Raw genomic sequence first — 16,276 nt, 5'->3', positions numbered from 1 at the left:
TCATGGTCGGGCCGCTAGAGCTGCGCGAGGGCCTTGCGGATGCGCTTGTCCGACACGGGGTAGCGGGTCCCGAGCTGCTGGGCGAACAGGCTGACCCGCAGCTCCTCCAGCATCCAGCGGACCTGCTTGGCGGGCTCGCCGTCGCGGCGGGCCGGGTGCAGCCGGCGGAGCGCCTGCTCGTACTCCTGCTCCAGCGTCTCGACCTGATGCGCGAGCGCGCGGTCGCGTCCGGGGTTCTCGGGCAGCTTGTCGAGCCGCACCTGGAGTGCGCGCAGGTAGCGGGGCAGGTCGGGCAGCCGCTGCCAGCCGGTCTCGGTGACGAACCCCGGCTTGACCAGTACCGCGATATGGGCGCGGACGGCGGTCAGCGCGGGCACGAGCGTCAGGCTCGTCGTGCCGCGCAGCCGCCGGTCGATCTCGTGGGCCTCGGCCAGGATCCGCTCGACCAGCGCGACGATCGCGGCGGTGGCGTCGTGCAGGTCCGCGCGGACGCGGTCGTACAGGACGCGGAACCCCTCCTCGTCCCACGCAGGGCCGCCCGCCTCGGCGATGAGCCGGTCGGCGGCGGCGGTGACGCAGTCGTCGAAGAGCGCGGCGACGGAGCCGTGCGGGTTGTGGCTGAGCGCCAGCTTCCCCTGGTTGGTGAGGCGGCCCTGGATGAGCTTCACCGGCGACGGCGCGTTCAGCAGGATCAGCCTGCGGGTGCCGAGCCACATCGCGCGGCGCTGCTCGAACTCGGTCTCATACATCCGGACGGCGACGCTGTCGCCCTCGTCGGTGAGCGCCGGGTACGCCTTGACGTCGTAGCCCGCCTGGTTCCGCTCGTAGGTGCGCGGCAGCTCGCCGATCGTCCACTCGCGCAGCCCGGACCGCTCGATCGTGGCCGCCGCCTTGGACAGCGTCCCCCGGACCTTGCCCGCGAGGCGGCGCTTCAGCTCGTCCAGGTCGGTGCCCTCGCCGAGCGCCCGTCCCCGGTCGTCCACCACGCGGAACGTGATCCGCAGGTGCGCGGGCAGCCGGGAGGTGTCCCAGGCCTCCCGCGCGACCGGGACGGAGGTCAGCGCGGTCAGCTCGCGCTCCAGCGCGTCCAGCAGCGGCTCGGTGCGCGGCGCGACGCGGTCGAGGACCTTGCGGGCGTAGTCGGGCGCCGGGACGAAGTTGACGCGCAGCTGTTTCGGCAGCGACCGGATCAACTCGGTGACCAGCTCGGCGCGCAGCCCGGGGACCTGCCACTCGAAGCCGTCCGGCCGCACCTGGTTCAGCACCTGCACCGGGACGTGCACGGTCACGCCGTCGGCGTCGGTGCCCGGCTCGAACTGGTAGGTCAGCCGCAGGCTCAGCGGCCCCTGCCGCCAGGAGTCGGGGTAGTCGGCCTCGCTGACACCGCCCGCGGTCGCGTTGATGAGCATCGACTTCTCGAACCCGAGCAGGTCGGGGTCGTCGCGCCGGGCCTGCTTCCACCAGGCGTCGAAGTGCCGCCCGGACACGACGTCCTCGGGGACGCGCTCGTCGTAGAAGTCGAACAGCGTCTCGTCGTCGACGAGGATGTCGCGGCGGCGGGCGCGGTGCTCCAGCTCCTCGACCTCCTCCAGCAGGGCGCGGTTCTCGTGGAAGAACCGGTGGTGGGTCTCCCAGTCGCCCTCGACGAGCGCGTGCCGGATGAACAGCTCGCGGGACAGGGCCGGGTCGATGGAGCCGTAGTTGACGCGGCGGTCGGCGACGATCGGCACGCCGTAGAGCGTGACCTTCTCGTGCGCCATGACGGCCGCGCGCTTCTTCGACCAGTGCGGCTCGCTGTAGGAGCGCTTGACGAGGTGTTCGGCGAGCGGCTCGATCCACTCCGGCTCGATCCTGGCGTTCACCCGCGCCCACAGCCGCGACGTCTCGACCAGCTCCGCCGACATCACCCAGCGGGGCGGCTTGCGGAACAGCGACGACCCGGGGAACACGGCGAACCGCGCGCCGCGCGCGCCGATGTACTCCTGGCCGCGGCGCTGCTTGGCGTCCTTCTTGTCGGCGTCCGCCAGGCCGATGTGCGAGAGCAGGCCCGACAGCAGCGAGACGTGGACGCGGTCGGGCGGGGCGTCGGCGGTGTTGACCGTGACGCCGAGGGTCTTGGCGACCTGTTTGAGCTGGCCGTGCAGGTCCTGCCACTCGCGGACGCGCAGGAAGTGCAGGAACTCGTTCTTGCACATCCGCCGGAACGCGCTGCCCGACAGCTCCTGCTGCTGTTCGCGCAGGTAGTTCCACAGGTTCAGGTACGCGAGGAAGTCGGAGGTGGGGTCGGCGAACCGGCGGTGCCGCTCGTCGGCGGCCTGCTGGTTGTCGGCCGGACGCTCGCGCGGGTCCTGGATGGACAGCGCGGCGGCGATGACGAGCACCTCGCGGACGCAGCCGTTCCGGTCGGCCTCCAGCACCATCCGCGCGAGCCGCGGGTCGACGGGCAGCTGCGCGAGGCGGCGGCCGAGCGGGGTGAGGCGCTTGCGCGGGTCCTTCTCGGACGGGTCGATCGCGCCCAGCTCGTGCAGCAGGTCGACGCCCGCCTTCACGTTGCGGCGGTCGGGCGGCTCGACGAACGGGAACGCGGCGATGTCGCCGAGGCCGAGCGCGGTCATCTGGAGGATGACCGAGGCGAGGTTCGTGCGGAGGATCTCCGGGTCGGTGAACTCGGGCCGGGACTCGAAGTCCTCTTCGGAGTAGAGCCGGATGCAGACGCCCTCGGACACGCGGCCGCAGCGTCCCTTGCGCTGGTTCGCCGACGCCTGCGACACGGGCTCGATCGGGAGCCGCTGCACCTTCAGGCGGTGGCTGTAGCGGGAGATCCGCGCGGTGCCGGGGTCGACGACGTACTTGATGCCGGGGACGGTCAGCGACGTCTCGGCGACGTTGGTGGCGAGGACGATCCGGCGCCCGCGGTGCGGCTGGAACACGCGGTGCTGCTCCGCCGCCGACAGCCGCGCGTACAGCGGGACGACCTCGGCGGTCCCCCGCTGCCGCTGGAGGTGCTTGGTGAGCGCGTCGGCGGTGTCGCGGATCTCGCGCTCGCCGCTGAGGAACACCAGCACGTCGCCGGGCGCCTCGCGGCCCAGCTCGTCCACCGCGTCGAGGATCGCCTGGACCTGGTCGCGGTCGGGATCGGCGGACGGGTCGTCGGGGTCGGTGACGGGCCGGTAGCGGACCTCCACCGGATACGTCCGCCCGGACACCTCCACGATCGGCGCGTCGTCGAAGTGCGCCGAGAACCGCTCGGGGTCGATCGTCGCCGAGGTGATGATCACCTTGAGGTCGGGGCGCCTCGGCAGGATCTCCTTGACGTAGCCGAGCAGGAAGTCGATGTTGAGGCTGCGCTCGTGCGCCTCGTCGATGATCAGCGTGTCGTAGCGGCGCAGCAGCCGGTCGGTCTGGATCTCGGCGAGCAGGATGCCGTCGGTCATCAGCTTGACCAGCGTGTCGTCGCTGGAGCGGTCGGTGAAGCGGACCTTGTAGCCGACGGCCTCGCCGAGCTCGGTGCCGAGCTCCTCGGCGATCCGGTCGGCGACGGTGCGGGCGGCGAGCCGGCGCGGCTGGGTGTGCCCGATCGAGCCGAGCACGCCCCGGCCGAGCTCCAGGCAGATCTTGGGGATCTGCGTCGTCTTGCCGGACCCGGTCTCGCCCGCCACGATCACGACCTGGTGGTCGCGGACGGCGGCGAGAATGTCGTCCTTCTTGCGCGCGACGGGCAGTTCGGCCGGGTAGGTGATCGCGGGCACGGCCGCGCGCCGCCGCTCGACCCGCCGCTCGGCGGCCTCGATCTCGGCGGTGATCTCCTCGGCGACCCTGCCCCGGCGGGCGGCGTCGCGCATCTTCTGCGCGCCGTCGATGCGGCGGCGCAGGCGATGCTGGTCGTGCAGCGTCAGCGACGGCAGGCGCGCGCGCAGGCCGGCGAGCGGCGAGTTCACAGACGTCCTCATCATCCTCGTCAAGGATAGGGTTCGGGCGCCCCGGGCCCGCTCACCCTCAAACCTTCGCACCGTAGCCGCAACGTCCCATGCGGGGCGATCGAATTTCCGGGGGCCTGACGTACAACACCGCGCGCCCGGCCCGGATTCCCGCCGCCCTCACGCCGCGTACCGAAGCCTTCACCTGGAGATACTGACCGTTCGGCCGGAGCATCCCTCATGATGGTGTGACATGGAGACCCCGAGGACCGCCGGCCGCCACACGATCGTCCGCCTGCTCGGCTCGGGCGGGTTCGCGACGGTCTGGCTGGGCCACGACCCGGAGCTCGACGCGCCGGTGGCCGTCAAGATCCTCGGTGAGCACTGGACGCACCGCGCCGACGTCCGGGAGCGGTTCGTCCGGGAGGCGCGGCTGCTGCGGCGGGCCGACTCGCCCCGGCTCGTGCAGGTCTTCGACATCGGCGAGCTGCCCGACGGGCGCCCCTACTTCGTGATGACCTACGCCGACCGCGGCACGCTGGAGGACCGGCTGGCCGACGGGCCGCTGCCGCTGAACGAGGCGCTGCGGATCGCGCGGGAGATCATCCTGGGCGTCGGGGAGCTGCACGGGCTCGGCGTCGTCCACCGCGACCTGAAGCCGTCCAACGTGCTGCTGCGGGCGGCCTCGGGAGACAGAGACGGGAGCGGGGAGGGGGGCGAGCGGGTCCTGATCGCCGACCTCGGCATCGCGCGCACCGACGACCGGCTGTCGAGTCTGACGCTGCCCGCCGGGTCGCCCGGCTACATGGCGCCCGAGCAGGCGCGCATCGACGGCGCCCCCGACCGGCGGGCCGACGTGTACGGGCTCGGTGCGCTCACCTACCACCTGCTGACCGGCGAGCCGCCGCACACGCCGCCCGAGCCGCCGAGCCGGCTGAGCCCGGCCGTCCCGCCCCGGGTGGACGCGGCCGTGCTGCGTGCGCTGGAGCCCGACCGCGAGCGCCGCTTCCCGAGCGCGGAGGAGTTCGGGGCCGCGCTGGCCGAGGCGACCAGCTCCGTCGCGACCGACCCGCTTCCCGACTCACCACCGGCGGCGGTGGTCCGCCGGCCCCGGCGGCCCGCGCGCCGCCGGGTCGTCGTCGCCGGGGCGGCCCTCGCGGCCGCGGCGGTCGTCGCGGGCGGTGCGGCGTGGGCCGTCGCGGGCATGGGCGACGACGGGTCCGCGGCGGACGACGCGCAGTCGCGCTACCTGCGCGCGGGGTCCGACGTGCCCCGCCAGTACCGGGACCTGATCGTCCGGGCGGGCACGTGGTGCGAGATGCCCGGCCTGAGCCCGGCGCTGATCGCCGCGATGCTGAAGGCCGAGAGCGGTTTCGACCCGCACCTGTCCGACCCGGCGAAGGACGAGTACGGCATCGCGCGGTGGACGCCGAAGATCCTGGTGTTCTGGCAGCCGGGCGGCCTCAACAACCCCGAACCGCGGCCCGCCCAGATCACCCCGGAGCTGTCGATCCCGGCGATGGGCCGCTACCTGTGCTTCTGGGGCAAGGACCTGAAGGGCGTGCCGGGCGACCCGGCGCTGAACCTGGCGGTCAGCTACCGCAGCTCCTCCAAGACCGTTGTGAAGGAGGGCGGCGTCCCGGCGCGGTTCATGCCGTACGCCGAGAAGGTCCGCCGCTACCTGGCCGACTACCGGCCGCGCTGAGCGCCCGGAACGTCAGTACCTTCCTCCGACCGCCGGGGGCACGGCGTCCAGCTCGGCGAGGTCCCGCTCGGTCAGCTCCAGGTCGGCGGCGCCCGCGTTGTCGCGCAGGTAGCGGGACTTCTTGGTGCCGGGGATCGGGATGACGTGGTCGCCCTGGGCGAGCGTCCAGGCGATGGCGACCTGCGCCGGGGTGGCGCCGTGCCGTTCCGCGACCGCCTTCACGACGTCCACGATGCGCTGGTTGGCCTTCACCGCCTCCTCCTGGAAGCGCGGGTTGATCTTCCGGAAGTCCTCGTCCTCGAAGTCGGACGCGGAGACGGTCCCGGTGAGGAAGCCCCGGCCGAGCGGCGAGAACGGCACGAACGCGGCGCCGTTGGCGGCGCACCAGCCGACCACGTCCCCCGCGTCCCCGGCGCCGCCGACCACGCTGAGCATGCCGACCGAGCCGCTGGTCTCCGTGCTCGGCGCGCCCATCGCGTCCCGCGTCCACAGCGACAGCTCCGACTGGATCGCCGCGACGGGGTGGATCGCGTGCGCCTCGGCGGCCTGCGCGACGCCCACCTCCGAGAGGCCGATGGCGCGCGCCTTGCCCTCGGCGACCAGCTCCGCCATCGCGCCCCAGGTGTCGGCGAGCGGCACGTCCGGGTCGACGCGGTGCAGGTAGTACAGGTCGATCACGTCGGTGCCCAGGCGGCGCAGGCTGTCCTCGGCGGAGGACTTCACGTGCTCGGGCGTGCCCCGCCGGACCATCGTGAACGTCTTCTTGTCCTCGACGACCAGGCCGGTCTTGGTCGCGAGGACGGCCTCGTCCCGGCGCCCGGCGAGCGCCCGGCCCAGCAGCGCCTCGTTGTGACCGTCGCCGTAGGGCTGGGCGGTGTCCAGGAACGTCACGCCGAGGTCGAGCGCCTCGCGGATCAGCGCGATCGACGCCGCGTCGTCGGACTCGCCGTAGGCCCAGCTCATTCCCATGCAGCCGAGCCCGATCGCGCCCACCGACCTACCCGCGAAGTCACGATTTTTCATGATCGGTACTCCTTCTTCTAGTTTGCGCGATCTGTTCACGTTACCGGCGATGATCGCGGGGCGCCGTGGCGGAGCCGGCGACCCGCTCATAGGCTGAGCGGCGTGACCGGTCCGGGTGCGGCGACGCCGCGGTACGCGCGGGGCACGCGGTACGCGCGGGGCACCTTCCTCGCGGCCGCGTGCACGGCGCTCGCGCTCGCAGGTCACATGGCCGGCGCCCGCGGCGCCTGCTGCGTGCCGCCGCTCCCCGCCATCCTCGGCACCGGCGCGGTGGTCGGCGCGCTGTGCGTCGGCCTCGCCGGTCGGATGATGTCGTTCCGGCGCATTCTGGCCGTGGTCGGGTGGGCCCAGGTCGCGTTCCACTTCGCCTTCACCTTCGCCGTGTCCGGTTCCGGCCCCGCGCACCACATGGGCGCGGGCCCGCCGCCCATGGCGCCCGCACCCGGCCCCGCGATGGTGCACGGCCCCGGGATGGCGCACGGGCTCGGGCTCGGGCCGTCGATGCTGGCGGGGCACGCCGCCGCCGCGCTCGCCGCCGCGCTGCTGCTCTCGGGCGCCGAGCGCGCCCTGGCCTGGCTGTACGGGGCGGTCTTCGCGGCGGTCGCGCGGCCGCTGCCGGTCGCGCCCGCGCGGACGAGCCGTCCGCCGCGTCCGGTGGTGGTCGCGGACGATCCGGCGCCGCGCCTCGGCGTGCTGCTGGCCCGCGCCGTCCGGCGCCGCGGCCCTCCGGTGGCCCCGCCGCGCGCCGCCTGACCCCGCCCGAGCCGGTGGGGCGGTGCGGCGTGCCCCGCATGCCATCACCCCACCGGAATGAGGGATCCCCCATGTTCGAACGCAAGGCAGCGCTGTCCGCGCTCACCGTCTGCGCGCTGCTGGGCGCCGCCGCGTGCGCCGGCGACTCAGGCGGCGGCGCGACGGCCGTCAAGCTCGACGGCGCGCCCGGCGCCACGTCCTATCCACTCTCCTTCAGCAACTGCGGGCAGAAGGTGACCTTCACCCGCCCGCCGAGCCGCGTCCTGATCCTGAACGGGACGTCGGTCGCCGAGTCGGAGAGCTTCGTCCTGCTCGGTCTGCAACGGCACGTCCTCGCCAACGCCCAGTCCTACGGGGTGTCGGACGACCCGTCGATGGTCGCGGCGATCAAGGCGATGCCCACCGGCGGGCTCAGCATGAACAAGAACTTCGAGGTGCCCGCCGAGCAGGTCCTCGCCGCCAAGCCGGACCTCGTGATCTCGACCTGGTCGGGCGGGTTCGATGCCAAGCGCGGGCTCGCCACCCGCGAGCAGCTCGCCGCCGCCGGGATCACCACGCTCGTCAACCCGGTGAACTGCGCCTACGGCAAGACGGGCGCGTCGGCGGCGGAGAAGCGCGCCTACGAGCGGATCTCGATCGACTCCTCGCACGAGTTCCTGCGGCTGCTCGGCCTGGTGTTCGACGTCCAGCGCAAGGCCGCCGAGGTGACCGCCGGGCTGCGGCGCCGGGTCGAGGCGGTGCGGGCGCGGGTGGCCGGGAGGCCGCCGCGCAAGGTGCTGATCGTCTACCCGGGCATGTCGATGATGAACGCCTCCGGGCTGCCCGCCGTGATGACCGGGCGGATCACCGACGAGGTGATCGGCGCGGCGGGCGGCGTCAACGCGTTCGCCGGACGGTCCCGGGACGTGACGAGCACGCTCACCAAGGAGCAGCTCGCCGTGGCCGACGTCGACGTCGTCGCCGTCGGCATGTTCACCCCCAACGAGAAGCCGGACGCCGAGGCGAAGAAGCTGTTCGCCGAGTACCCGCAGTGGCGCGCGTCCAAGACCGGCACGTACACGACGCTCGCGGACGGCGCGTTCCTCGGCCCGCTCAACGCCTGGGCCGTGGAGAAGCTCGCCAAGGTGGTGCACGCCGATGGCTGACCTGGCCCGCCGGGGGCCGCACATGGTCTCCGGCCGCATGACCGGCGTGCTCGTCGCGGGCCTGGTGGTCGCGCTCGCCGTCGCCGCCATCGCCGCGATCTCGATCGGGTCGGTGAACCTGCCGGTCGGCTCGGTGTGGCGGGTCGTCGGCGCGCACCTCACCGGGTCGGCGTCCGGCGACCCGCTGCGCGAGCAGGTCGTATGGGAGATCCGCACCCCGCGCGTGCTGGTCGCGGCGCTGGTCGGCGCCGGGCTGAGCGCGGCGGGCGTGGCGCTCCAGGCGCTCGTCCGCAACCCGCTCGCCGACCCCTACGTGCTCGGGATCTCCTCCGGCGCGTCGCTGGGCGCGGTGCTGGTGGTGTCGTCGGGCGCGACGCTGGCCGGCGGGATCGGCGTGACCGGCGCGGCGTTCGCGACGGCGGTCCTCAGCGTCCTCGTCGTGTACCTGCTCGCGCAGCGCGGCGGGCGGCTGCTGGACTCGCGGCTCGTCCTCGCGGGCGTCGCGGTCGGCTACCTGTGCTCGGCCGCGACCAGCTACGTCCAGCTCCAGGTGGACCCGACCGAACTGCACGGGCTGATGTTCTGGCTGATGGGCAGCGTCGCGGGCGTCACCTGGTCCGACCTCGGCCTGCCCGCCGCCGTCATCGCCGTGTGCACGCTGTTCCTGCTGGTCCAGGGGCGGGGCCTGAACGCGCTGGCGGCCGGGGACGACGCGGCGGCCGGGCTCGGCGCGTCGGTGCGGACGCTGCGGATCGCGCTGCTGGTCGTCGCGTCGCTGCTGACCGCGACGTCGGTCAGCGTGGTCGGCGGCATCGGGTTCGTCGGGCTGATGGTGCCGCACACGGCGCGGTTCCTCGTCGGCGGCGACCACCGGCGGGTGCTGCCGGTGGCGACGCTGGGCGGCGCGGTGTTCCTCGTCGCGGTGGACATCGCCGCCCGCACCGTCGACCGGCCGAACGAGCTGCCGATCGGGATCTTCACCACCGGGCTCGGCGTCCCGTTCTTCCTGTGGCTGCTGCGGCGCCGGTCGGGGGGCGAGCACTGATGCGGCTGGTCATCGCGGGCGTCACCGCCGAGATCGAGGGCACGCCGATCGTGTCCGATATCGACCTCGTCGCCGAGCCCGGCATGTTCGTCGGGCTGATCGGCCCGAACGGCAGCGGGAAGTCGACGCTGCTGCGCACCGTCTACCGCTCGCTGCGCCCGGCCGCCGGGGCCGTGTCGCTGGACGGCGACGACCTGTGGCGGATGCGCGCCCGGCACGCGGCCCGCCGCCGCGCCGTCGTCACCCAGCACGGCGACCTGGCCGGGGAGTTCTCCGTCGCCGAGGTCGTCGCGATGGGGCGCGCCCCGCACAAGGGCCTGCTCGAACGCGAGGACGCGTCCGACCGGGCGGTCGTCGCGGAGTCGCTGGAGCGGGTCGGGCTCGCGCACGCGGCCGGACGGCTGTTCTCGACGCTGTCGGGCGGCGAGCGGCAGCGCGCCCTGGTCGCGCGGGCGCTCGCGCAGGAGGCGCCGCTGCTGGTGCTGGACGAGCCGACCAACCACCTGGACGTGCGGGCCCAGCTCGGCCTGCTCGACCTCGTCAGGTCGCTCGGGCTGACGCTGCTCACCGCACTGCACGACCTCGACCACGCGGCGGCCTACTGCGACCGGGTCGTCGTACTGGAACACGGGAGGGTGCGGGCGTCCGGACCGCCGCTGGAGGTGCTGACGCCGGAGTTCGTCGCCGAGGTGTTCGGCGTGCGCGCCCACATCGGCGCCCACCCGATCACCGGCCGCCCGCACATCGCCATCGCCAGCTGTATCGATTGAAGGCACGGCCCACGCCCCTCGCCTGGCGGCTCGGGGCGTGACCGAGCCTTTGCGAGTGCACAATCGCTTCGCGATCTTCCCGGTGGGGCTCGCCTCCGGCGTCGCCCCACCGGTCAGGTCACGCACTCGCGCGACGGCTGATGCTTTGGGGTCGGCGGGGCCGGCGCGGGTCAGCGGCCTTCGAACCGGGGCGCGCGGCGTTCGGCGAACGCCGCGCGCCCCTCGGCGAAGTCGGCGGTGCCGAACAGGGCGGCCTGCTCCTCGCACTCGGCCTCTAGCACTGCGTCCAGGCTCGGATCGGGCAGGGTGAGCATGCGCTTCGCGGCGGCGACCGCCAGCGGGGCGAGGGCGGCGGCCTCGGCGGCGCGCTCCAGGGCCGCCGCCAGCGCGCCGCCGGACGGGGCGAGGGAGTCGGCGAGGCCGATCTCGTGGGCGCGGGACGCGGGGACGGCCCTCCCGAACAACAGCATCTCGTTGGCGCGGCCCGTCCCGACGCGTCTCGGGAGCGTCCAGAGGAGACCGCCGTCGGCGACGAGGCCGACCTTGCCGAACGAGGCGACGAACCGGGCGTCCTCGGCGGCGACCACGTGGTCGCAGACCGCGGCGAGCGAGACCCCGAGCCCGGCGGCGACGCCCTCGACCGCCGCGACCACGGGCGTCCCGCCGGTGGCGATCAGCCGGACCGCCTCGTGCAGGGGCGCCAGCCGCTCCCGGACCTCCTCCGGGCGCGCGCCCTCCATCGAGCGGACGTCGCCGCCCGCCGAGAACGTGCCGCCCGCGCCGGTCAGCACGACCGCCCGCACGCCCGGGTCGTCCATCGCGCGGCGCGTCTCGTCCCGCAGCAGGACGCGGGTCGGGACGTCGATCGCGTTGCGGACCTCCGGGCGGTCGATCGTGAGCACCCGGGTCGTGCCGTGGTCGGTCGCGGTGATCAAGCGGGTTCCCTCCTCGGGTCGGCCGGCGGTCGGCTAGCGGTCGGCGGGGTCGCCGTCCTCGGCGCGGATCCAGCCGAAGGTGCGCTCCACCGCGCGCCGCCAGTTGTCGTACTCGGCGGCGCGGCGTCCGGGGTCCATCGCCGGGACCCACCGCGCCGCGCGGTGCCAGTTGCGCCGCAGCCCCTCCAGGCCGGCCCAGTACCCGACCGCGAGCCCGGCGGCGTAGGCGGCGCCGAGCGAGACGGTCTCGACGACCATCGGCCGGGCGACCGGCACGTCCAGCACGTCCGCGACGATCTGCATGAGCAGGTTGTCGGAGGTCATGCCGCCGTCGGCCTTCAGCTCCCGCAGGCCGAGCCCGGAGTCGCGGTTCATCGCGTCCACGACCTCGCGGGTCTGCCAGCCGGTCGCCTCCAGCACCGCCCGGGCCAGGTGGTGCTTGGTGATGTAGGAGGTCAGCCCGACGATGACGCCGCGCGCCTCGCCGCGCCAGTGCGGCGCGAACAGCCCCGAGAACGCCGGGACGATGTAGCAGCCGCCGTTGTCGTCGACCGCGCGGGCCAGCGTCTCGATCTCCGGCGCGGTGGTGATCAGCCCGAGCCCGTCGCGGAACCACTGGACGAGCGCGCCGGTGATCGCGATCGAGCCCTCCAGCGCGTACACGGCGGGCTCGTCACCGATCTTGTAGCCGACGGTGGTGAGCAGCCCGTTCGCCGAGCGCACCGGCGTCGTTCCGGTGTTCATCAGCAGGAACGCGCCGGTGCCGTAGGTGCACTTGGTCTCGCCGGGCGCGAAGCAGGTCTGCCCGAACAGCGCGGCCTGCTGGTCGCCGAGCGCCGCGCCGATCCGCACGCCGGGGAACACCTTGCGGGCCGTCCCGTAGATCTCGCTGGAGGAGCGGATCTCCGGCAGCATCGCCCGCGGGACGCCGAAGAACGCCAGCAGGTCGTCGTCCCAGTCCAGCGTGCGCAGGTCCATCAGCAGCGTACGGCCCGCGTTGGTCACGTCGGTGACGTGGACGCCGCCGTCGACGCCGCCGCTGAGGTTCCAGATCAGCCAGCTCTCCATCGTGCCGAACAGCACCTCGCCGCGCTCGGCGCGCTCGCGCAGCCCCGGGGTGTGGTCGAGCGTCCAGCGGACGCGCGGCGCCGAGAAGTAGGTGGCGAGCGGCAGGCCGCTGCGCTCGGGGACCGCGCCGGCGCCCGGCGCGCGGGCCAGCTCGTCGACGAGCGCGGCGGTGCGGGTGTCCTGCCAGACGATCGCGCGGCCGATCGGGACGCCGGTGAGCCGGTCCCACAGGACGGTCGTCTCCCGCTGGTTGGCGATGCCGACGGCGACGACCTGGTGCGCCGTCGCGCCCGCCTGCGCGAGCGCCTCCGGCGCGATCCGCTCCAGGTTCCGCCAGATCTCCAGCGGGTCGTGCTCGACCCAGCCGGGCTTCGGGAAGTACTGGCGGTGCTCGCGCTGCGCCACCGACACCAGCCGGCCGCCGTGGTCGAACAGGATGCACCGCGTGGACGTCGTGCCCTGGTCGATCGACATGACATAGCGTTCGGTCACCGGCCGCCCCCTCCCCCGGGCCCCGCGTTACCGGGCTTCACCAGCGCGAACCGCCGAGGTCGCGGGAGACGGCGCGCGCCGCGTCCCGGACGAACGCGACGAGCCGCGGCTCGGGCACGCGGCGGGCGTCGCAGACCCGCTCGACCGCGCCGGAGATCCCGATCGCGCCGACGACCAGCCCCCCGTGCCCGCGGATCGGCGCGGCGATACCCGCCTCGCCGATCGACAGCTCCTCCACCTCCGCGGCCCACCCGCTCTCCCGGACGCGGGTCGCGGCGCGGGCGAGCGCGCGCGGCTCGGTGATCGTCCGTTTGCAGTACGGCTCCAGGACGGTGTCGCGGATCGACGCGGCCGCGTTGGCGTCGTGCGCGAGCAGCGCCTTGCCGAGCGCGGTCGCGTGCAGCGGCAGCAGCGTCCCGACGTCCATCGCCTGGAGCGTGTCGTCGGGGCGGAAGACGTGGTGGACGACCAGCACCCGCCCCTCCAGCAGCGTCCCGATCCGGACGGCCTCGCCGCTGCGCGAGGCCAGCGCGTCCGCCCAGTTGATCGCCCGCGAGCGCAGCTCGTTGACGTCCAGGTAGCTTGTGCCGAGATGCAGCAGCGCGGCGCCGAGCTGGTACTTGCCCGAGCCGTCGTCGCGCTCGACGAACCCGACCCGCTCCAGCGTGCGCAGGATGCCGTGCGCGGTGCCGCGGGCGAGGCCCAGGGACGCGGCGATCTCGCCGCCCCCGAGCCGGCCCTGGCTCGCGGCGAGCAGCCGCAGGATCGCGGCGGCCCGCTCGATCGACTGCACAGGTCCGGGCATGGGGCGGATGCTAGTTCCGCGGACACCGTGCCGACAATGTCGGCGGCCGCCGACATCACCGTCCGCCGCGCCGTGAACTGCCCGAACGCTGTGATCTTGTGCACGCGGCCGAGGTTAACCGCCGCCGGACGGCGGCGAAAGTGTTCGACAATGTCGGCACTGACCTGTTGTAACCCGTTCCGTCGCCATCTAGCGTCCAGGCCACCGCGTCCACCCCCGCGCGCCGAGGAGAGCAGACATGGCGGAACCAACCAGAATCGGGGTGCCGGCCGGTGAACTCGCCGCCGAGTTCGCCGGCACGATGATCCTCCTCCTGTTCGGTATCGGCGTCGTCGCCCAGGTGGCGGCCGCCGACATCGGCGACCACGACAGCATCGCCTGGGCCTGGGGCCTCGGCGTCACGCTGGGCGTCTACGTCGCGGCGCGGATCAGCGGCGCGCACCTCAACCCGGCGGTGACGCTCTCCCTCGCGGTGTTCAGGGAGTTCCCCTGGCGCAAGGTGGCGCCCTACGCCGCCGCGCAGACGCTCGGGGCGTTCGTCGCGGCCCTGATCGTCCGGTGGAACTACAGCGAGGTGCTCGCCAAGGCCGATCCCGGCCACACCATCAAGACCCAGGGCGTCTTCTCGACGCTGCCCGGCAACGGGTCGCTTCCGGTGGGCACCTGGGGCGCGTTCCGCGACCAGGTGATCGGCACCGCGATCCTGCTGTTCGTGATCAAGGCCGTCACCGACGTCCGCAACGCGCCGCCGCTGGCGAACCTGGCGCCGTTCATCATCGGCCTGCTGGTCGTCGCGATCGGCATGGCCTTCGGCACGGACGCTGGATACGCGATCAACCCGGCGCGCGACTTCGGCCCCCGGCTCGCCTCCTACCTCACCGGATACGGGACGGCGTGGCGGGACCAGAACGGCGACCTCTACTTCTGGGTGCCGATCGTCGGACCGCTGGTCGGCGGCGTGCTCGGCGCCGGCCTCTACAAGATCCTGATCGGCCGGTTCCTGCCCTCCGACGCGCCCCCCGCGTCCCAACCCGAGCCCGAATACGAGAAGGCGGGAGACCCCACCCATGGCTGACTTCGTCGGTGCGTTGGACCAGGGCACGACCAGTACCCGGTTCATGGTGTTCGACCACGGCGGCAACGAGGTCGCCCGGCACCAGCTGGAACACGAGCAGATCCTGCCGCGGGCGGGCTGGGTGGAGCACAACCCCACCGAGATCTGGGAACGCACCCGCGCGGTGATCCAGACCACCCTCAACAAAGCCCACCTGGGTCATGGGGATCTGGCCGCGCTGGGGATCACCAACCAGCGCGAGACCACGGTGGTGTGGAACCGCCGCACCGGCCGCCCCTACCACAACGCCATCGTGTGGCAGGACACCCGCACCGACCGCATCGCCGCCGCGCTGGAGCGCGACGGCCGCGGCGACACCATCCGCCACCGCGCCGGCCTGCCCCCCGCCACCTACTTCGCCGGCGGCAAAGTGCAGTGGATTCTGGAGAACGTCGCAGGCGTCCGCGAGGCCGCCGAAAAAGGTGAGGCGATCTTCGGGACCATCGATAGCTGGGTGCTGTGGAACCTGACCGGCGGCACCGACGGCGGCGTGCACGTCACCGACCCCACCAACGCCAGCCGCACCATGCTCATGGACCTGGAAACCCTCGACTGGGACGACGAGCTGCTGTCCTTCTTCACCATCCCCCACGCCATGCTCCCCACCATCAAACCCTCCTCAGCACCCGACCCCTACGGCGTGACACGCCCGGACGTGCTGGGCGGCGAGGTCGCGCTCACCGCCGCGCTCGGCGACCAGCAGGCCGCCACCGTCGGGCAGGTGTGCTTCGCGCCCGGCGAGGCCAAGAACACCTACGGCACCGGCAACTTCCTGCTCCTCAACACCGGCGAGACGCCGGTGCGCTCCGACAGCGGCCTGCTCACCACCGTCTGCTACCAGTTCGGGCAGGACCGGCCGGTGTATGCGCTGGAGGGGTCGATCGCGGTCACCGGGTCGGCGGTGCAATGGCTGCGCGACCAGCTGGGCATCATCTCCGGCGCCGCCCAAAGCGAGGCGTTGGCGCGGCAGGTGGACGACAACGGCGGGGTGTACTTCGTGCCCGCCTTCTCCGGCCTGTTCGCCCCCTACTGGCGCTCGGACGCCCGCGGCGCCATCGTCGGCCTCTCCCGCTACAACACCAACGCCCACCTGGCCCGCGCCACCCTGGAGGCCATCTGCTACCAGTCCCGCGACGTGGTGGAGGCCATGGCCAAGGACTCCGGCGTCCACCTGGAGGTGCTGAAGGTCGACGGCGGCGTCACCGCCAACGAACTGTGCATGCAACTGCAAGCCGACATCCTGGGCGTCCCGGTCTCGCGACCCGTCGTCGCCGAGACCACCGCCCTGGGCGCCGCCTACGCCGCCGGACTGGCCACCGGCTTCTGGACCGGTACCGACGAACTGCGCGCCAACTGGAACCAGGACAAACGCTGGCAGCCCACCTGGACCGACGACCAACGCCAACACGGCTACGCCGGATGGAAGAAAGCCGTGGGCCGCACCCTCGACTGGGTCGACGTCGACTGACGCGGCCGCCATCTCATCGGGAGCATGGGAGCACGC

The 16,276-nt window shown here is 73.3% G+C and carries 12 protein-coding genes; 7 read left to right on the top strand and 5 right to left on the bottom strand.

The window, feature by feature from the left end; genetic code table 11:
* Positions 1 to 14: 14 nt before the first annotated feature.
* Positions 15 to 3,953, bottom strand: coding sequence for an ATP-dependent RNA helicase HrpA (gene hrpA / locus K2F47_RS09515; RefSeq protein WP_242902395.1), 3,939 nt, complete (start codon positions 3,951 to 3,953; stop codon positions 15 to 17).
* 217 nt (positions 3,954 to 4,170) lie between these two features.
* Here hrpA and K2F47_RS09510 point away from each other — a divergent pair, with 217 nt between their 5' ends.
* Positions 4,171 to 5,622: a serine/threonine-protein kinase gene (locus K2F47_RS09510; protein WP_242902394.1), complete on the top strand. Its 1,452-nt coding sequence runs from the start codon at positions 4,171 to 4,173 to the stop codon at positions 5,620 to 5,622.
* Between the two features lie 12 nt (positions 5,623 to 5,634).
* Here the strand turns inward: K2F47_RS09510 and K2F47_RS09505 are convergent, their stop codons facing one another.
* Positions 5,635 to 6,645 carry an aldo/keto reductase gene (locus K2F47_RS09505; RefSeq protein ID WP_242902393.1) on the bottom strand — a complete coding sequence of 337 codons (1,011 nt, stop codon included), beginning with the start codon at positions 6,643 to 6,645 and terminating at the stop codon, positions 5,635 to 5,637.
* A gap of 102 nt (positions 6,646 to 6,747) precedes the next feature.
* Here K2F47_RS09505 and K2F47_RS09500 point away from each other — a divergent pair, with 102 nt between their 5' ends.
* From K2F47_RS09500 to K2F47_RS09485, 4 genes are all read left to right on the top strand, one after another.
* Entirely contained in the window at positions 6,748 to 7,398 is a 651-nt protein-coding gene (locus K2F47_RS09500; RefSeq protein WP_242902392.1) for a hypothetical protein, read from the top strand.
* Positions 7,399 to 7,469: 71 nt separating this feature from the next.
* Complete coding sequence (locus K2F47_RS09495; protein ID WP_242902391.1) at positions 7,470 to 8,543, top strand: ABC transporter substrate-binding protein; 1,074 nt, start codon at positions 7,470 to 7,472, stop codon at positions 8,541 to 8,543.
* Complete coding sequence (locus K2F47_RS09490) at positions 8,536 to 9,588, top strand: FecCD family ABC transporter permease (RefSeq protein WP_242902390.1); 1,053 nt, start codon at positions 8,536 to 8,538, stop codon at positions 9,586 to 9,588. The genes K2F47_RS09495 and K2F47_RS09490 overlap by 8 nt, the downstream gene beginning before the upstream one ends.
* Entirely contained in the window at positions 9,588 to 10,358 is a 771-nt protein-coding gene (locus K2F47_RS09485; protein ID WP_242902389.1) for an ABC transporter ATP-binding protein, read from the top strand. The genes K2F47_RS09490 and K2F47_RS09485 overlap by 1 nt, the downstream gene beginning before the upstream one ends.
* Before the next feature lie 170 nt (positions 10,359 to 10,528).
* On the opposite strand, the gene K2F47_RS09480 is transcribed toward K2F47_RS09485, so the two are convergent.
* The 3 genes from K2F47_RS09480 to K2F47_RS09470 are packed head-to-tail and all read right to left on the bottom strand — an operon-like array spanning position 10,529 to position 13,658.
* Entirely contained in the window at positions 10,529 to 11,293 is a 765-nt protein-coding gene (locus tag K2F47_RS09480; RefSeq protein WP_242902388.1) for an enoyl-CoA hydratase/isomerase family protein, read from the bottom strand.
* Positions 11,294 to 11,326: 33 nt separating this feature from the next.
* Positions 11,327 to 12,853, bottom strand: a complete 1,527-nt coding sequence (gene glpK, locus K2F47_RS09475) for a glycerol kinase GlpK (RefSeq protein WP_242902387.1) — start codon at positions 12,851 to 12,853, stop codon at positions 11,327 to 11,329.
* Between the two features lie 37 nt (positions 12,854 to 12,890).
* Entirely contained in the window at positions 12,891 to 13,658 is a 768-nt protein-coding gene (locus K2F47_RS09470) for an IclR family transcriptional regulator (RefSeq protein WP_242902386.1), read from the bottom strand.
* 238 nt (positions 13,659 to 13,896) lie between these two features.
* Here K2F47_RS09470 and K2F47_RS09465 point away from each other — a divergent pair, with 238 nt between their 5' ends.
* Together K2F47_RS09465 and glpK (K2F47_RS09460) are read left to right on the top strand one after the other, a co-directional pair.
* The gene (locus K2F47_RS09465; protein ID WP_242902385.1) at positions 13,897 to 14,733 is read left to right on the top strand and encodes an MIP/aquaporin family protein; all 837 of its coding nucleotides are present in this window, start codon (positions 13,897 to 13,899) and stop codon (positions 14,731 to 14,733) included.
* Positions 14,726 to 16,240, top strand: a complete 1,515-nt coding sequence (glpK, locus tag K2F47_RS09460) for a glycerol kinase GlpK (RefSeq protein WP_242902384.1) — start codon at positions 14,726 to 14,728, stop codon at positions 16,238 to 16,240. The genes K2F47_RS09465 and glpK (K2F47_RS09460) overlap by 8 nt, the downstream gene beginning before the upstream one ends.
* The last annotated feature ends 36 nt before the right edge of the window (positions 16,241 to 16,276 follow it).

Origin of the sequence: Actinomadura terrae, assembly GCF_022751215.1 — a bacterium.
Lineage (GTDB): Bacteria > Actinomycetota > Actinomycetes > Streptosporangiales > Streptosporangiaceae > Spirillospora > Spirillospora terrae.
This window is presented reverse-complemented; position numbering and strand designations above follow the sequence as displayed.